Annotated in this window: 3 protein-coding genes and 1 other RNA gene; all 4 read left to right on the top strand. The window is 59.2% G+C overall.

The window, feature by feature from the left end:
• Nucleotides 1-133: 133 nt before the first annotated feature.
• Nucleotides 134-358, top strand: a complete 225-nt coding sequence (locus Q0K00_RS11580; protein WP_297229694.1) for a hypothetical protein — start codon at nt 134-136, stop codon at nt 356-358.
• A gap of 340 nt (nt 359-698) precedes the next feature.
• Nucleotides 699-1211 (top strand): hypothetical protein, encoded by a 513-nt coding sequence (locus tag Q0K00_RS11575; RefSeq protein ID WP_297229692.1) that lies wholly within the window; start codon nt 699-701, stop codon nt 1209-1211.
• A gap of 221 nt (nt 1212-1432) precedes the next feature.
• Nucleotides 1433-1811, top strand: a transfer-messenger RNA (tmRNA) gene (ssrA, locus tag Q0K00_RS11570).
• A gap of 481 nt (nt 1812-2292) precedes the next feature.
• Complete coding sequence (locus Q0K00_RS11565) at nt 2293-3186, top strand: tyrosine-protein phosphatase (protein WP_297229690.1); 894 nt, start codon at nt 2293-2295, stop codon at nt 3184-3186.
• The last annotated feature ends 141 nt before the right edge of the window (nt 3187-3327 follow it).

Genomic DNA, 3327 nt, shown 5'->3' with positions numbered 1-3327 from the left:
GGCAAGCGTACTTGTTTTTCATTGTCATAACTTGCTTTTAGCCTCTTTATGGACTCTCTGCTAGTCATGACCCAAGAATTATTACCTGATGACCCTTTTTAGAGGCGAAGGAGAAGCTCTACGGGAAGAGCTGGTGACGGCAAAGGACGGCACGGACCGCACGCCCATTTTGGGCGAGTCCTCCCAGGAAAAGGACCTCAAGGGCTACAGCGCAATGTTTTCCACACATGAACCTTTTTTGGGAAAGCGTGAAAAAGAGAATGGGGAGAAACGCTATACCTTGATCCCCCTCAGCGTCGTCGAAAAAAATGATCTGCCGCCGGATTTCCCCAAGGGCCTTGTCCGCTGGATTCCCTGAGGCGGGGTCTTTCCCTTGCTGCGGGAGACCTGTCCCGCGAGGGCGCATCCCCCGACGCTCTTTTTCAGCGCATTTGGAGCGTTTTGTCTTTTTCGAGGACAAAACGCGCCATCGTCTCAGGAGGAAATTTTTTCCTACCGACCATGCTCCGAGGCAGATCTTTCCCATTTGTCTGCGGGGACGTTTGGCGACAGTCGGCAGAGGAGAGCAAGCCGCCTGATTTGCCAATGTTTTTTTTTCGCGCTGCGGCACGCGGTACATTGTCTGTGAATTGGTATTATTTTTGCAAAACTGGAGGGAAATGGTATGGTCAGGAAATTTTTTCTGTCCGGAGGACACCGTGAACCCTCACAGCTCCAATCAGCTTGCCAGCATGGCCAATGTGCAGCGTGGCATGTCTCCGGCAGTATCCTGCTATGATGATATGCCGCAGCCGCCCCTGACGGCGGCGGGCGAACGCACCCTTGAGCAGCTTGAGCAGCACGGCCGCGGCCTCGTGGATCATCTCGAGGCCCTGCTGGACGCCCAGCAGGAGCGGTTCATCGCGCACTTGCGGCAGCACCTTGGCGAGATGGTCATCGCCAGCAAGCTGCATTTTTCCCTCAACGCCGAAGGGCAGCTCATCATCGAGGGGGAGGATGACTCTACGGACGATCTGTGTCAGATCGTGGCGGAGATCCCTTCCTTGCAGGAAGAGTTCCAGCAGCTGGCCAAACTGGCGATGCTCGGCTACGGTCTGGACATCGCCTGTCAGGCTCAGGCGGAGCTGGATCAGGAAGGCGCGGAAAACAGCCTGTTCACCCGTTTCCATATGTGCCTGAAAGGGCCGTTCTCGCACTTCTATGTGCGGTAGATCTTTGCCATTGAAAAAGCCATGACGCGAGGCGGCGGCATAGTGCCGTCCGGTCAAAAGCAAGCGGAAAGAGCGCGTTTTTCTCGCGAAACGACAGGCCGCATGATTTGACGCGCGGAGCCGCCCAAACGGGAAAGGCTCTGCTCGTCGGGCGTCACGCGCCGGTACGGTCGTGAGGCTTGCCATCCAGCAAAAAAAGCGATAAAAATATGTTCCCTCTTGGGGGCGCACTGGTTTCGACGGGGACGTGGAAGCCGGAGTTGCAGGTCGAGGCGCCGCTGGCCTCGTAAAAAGCGGCAACAAAGTAATTGCCAACAACGATTACGAATACGCCTGCGCTGCCTAGTCAGCAGGGCTCCTGACCGCATAGACGGTCACGTCAGACGGACCGATGCCTGATACGTCCGGCTGGCGACACATCATCAGGCTGGCGATGCCCGGCGCCTGCCGGGGGCCATCGCGAGGAGTGCACCGGCGGGCTGGTGCCGTCGCGCCCGGTCGGGGGCTACCGACGGCATGAGATCCATCCCTGACCTAAACCTGTAGACGCTTCGCGTGGAACTTTCTCGGACGGGGGTTCGACTCCCCCCGCCTCCACCATCCTGGCATAGACATGGGGCTTTGATTGTCGTTTGACGTAATCAAAGCCCTTTTTTTTAGAGCGGATTCGCATTGAAATTGTGTCCAATTTCAATGCTGACGCTGCCCTCACACTACGGAAAAAGCGTGGTTTTTCCGTGTGTTCGGTTGCGGGTAGTCGCTCTCGCGACTACCAGAGCAATCCACATTTTCAATGTGGAATTGCTCTAAAGCATGTCCAGTTTGGAACGCTTCGCGTCCCAAACCGTACGGCCTCTTGTCTCGCGAAAAAAAAATGCGGTCATCCCGCTTGCTTTTGGCCGGACGGTGTTGTGCCGCGGCCTCGCGCTTGTCTTTTCTCAAAGGCAAAATGCATCGGCGGTCGTCATGTTTGTTGTTGCGGAATGTCGTTGTTTGGGGTTGTCTGTCGGCAAAATAAACGGCATCGTATCGAAATCGTCCCAAGGGCGGAGGATGGACATAGGCTGCGGAGGAAAAGATCATGATACGGAAGCTGACTCGTGTTTATCCGGCAAGGGTGGCGTGTGCGGGGCCGGGAGCTGTCACGGGCATCCAGAAGAATATCCAGCACGCGACGTCTGCCGGGATGGGGCAGGGCGTGCAGCTCGCTCGGCAGCGGCAAAACCGTTCCCCGGAGCGTGCATCGTCCCGGCCCGGCATCCGGCTGTGCATCCTGACCTTGTGCGTCTGCATCCTGCTTGGCGCGACGGGCGGAGCGGGCTGGGCCGCCGAGGCGGTAGAGCGTCCGGTGGAGTGGGCGCAGGCTGTGCAGGTATCCGGATTGCCCAATCTGCATCGGGTCTCCGACAAGTTGTATCGTTCCGCCCAGCCCACGGCGGAGGGAATGCGACAGGCCGAGCGTCTGGGCATCCGCACCGTCGTTTCCCTGCGAAGCCGACAGCGGGACGCGTCGCTGGCCGCCGGGACGGATCTGCTGTTGCGCCATGTGCCCATGCGGGCGTGGGATCCGCACATGCCGGGGGTGGTGGCGGCCCTGAGCGCCATCGCCGTTTCTCCGGGGCCGGTGCTGGTGCATTGCTGGCACGGGGCGGACCGCACCGGCATGGTGGTGGCGTTGTATCGCATGGTCGAACAGGGCTGGACGCGAGAGGCCGCCATCCGGGAAATGCTGGAAGGCGGCTACGGCTATCACAGCATATGGAAAGACATCATCGCCTTTCTGGAGACCGTGGATGTGGAGGAGCTGCGCCGGGTATTGCGTTCCAACGCGACTGTCCCCGGTTCGCCCGAAGGCAGGGCGCGCCGTGCCGCCGGTCAGGAAGCGGCGTGCGGGATGCGATTGCCGCGATATGCGGGACAGGCGGCGCAGCCGGGACAGGGGGGAGCGCTCGCGCTCGAACCTTCCGACGGGTAGGGGCTTCTCTTCTTATTATTCTTTCTTTGCCGCTGGCTGGCGGCTGTTGCCCGGCATCCGGGCGGGGAGCCTCATCCTTTTTCTTTTTGGGTCATGACTAGCAGAGAGGATTCTCTCTGAGCATCTTGAGGAGGAGTTTGT

The sequence above is a fragment of the uncultured Desulfovibrio sp. genome, from assembly GCF_944327235.1.
In the GTDB taxonomy this organism is placed as follows: Bacteria; Desulfobacterota; Desulfovibrionia; order Desulfovibrionales; family Desulfovibrionaceae; genus Desulfovibrio.
This window is presented reverse-complemented; position numbering and strand designations above follow the sequence as displayed.

Excerpts from the sequence above, each read along its gene's own strand:
- Q0K00_RS11565 (WP_297229690.1), top strand. The coding sequence starts at position 2,293 with ATGATACGGAAGCTGACTCGTGTTTATCCGGCAAGGGTGGCGTGTGCG.